Raw genomic sequence first — 240 nt, forward strand, 5'->3', positions numbered from 1 at the left:
AGGCCGCACCTCGAGTTCAGAGCTGAATTCCCAAGCAGGAAAATCGGAACATTTGATACAGAGCTTGTCCATGAATTTTTGTGGAAGTTTGCACTGGAAGCACGAATGAATCTGCATGTCATCGTTCATTACGGTACGAACACACACCATATGATCGAGGCCATTTTTAAAGCGCTGGGACGTGCGCTTGATGAAGCGGCATTGATCGATCCGCGGGTCAAGGGAATTCCATCAACGAAA

At 47.5% G+C, this 240-nt stretch carries 1 pseudogene; it reads left to right on the forward strand.

The window, feature by feature from the left end:
• A pseudogene (locus CH339_RS25965) lies at nucleotides 1-240 on the forward strand (imidazoleglycerol-phosphate dehydratase); the annotation flags it as partial.

This window comes from Rhodobium orientis, assembly GCF_003258835.1.
Lineage (GTDB): Bacteria > Pseudomonadota > Alphaproteobacteria > Rhizobiales > Rhodobiaceae > Rhodobium > Rhodobium orientis.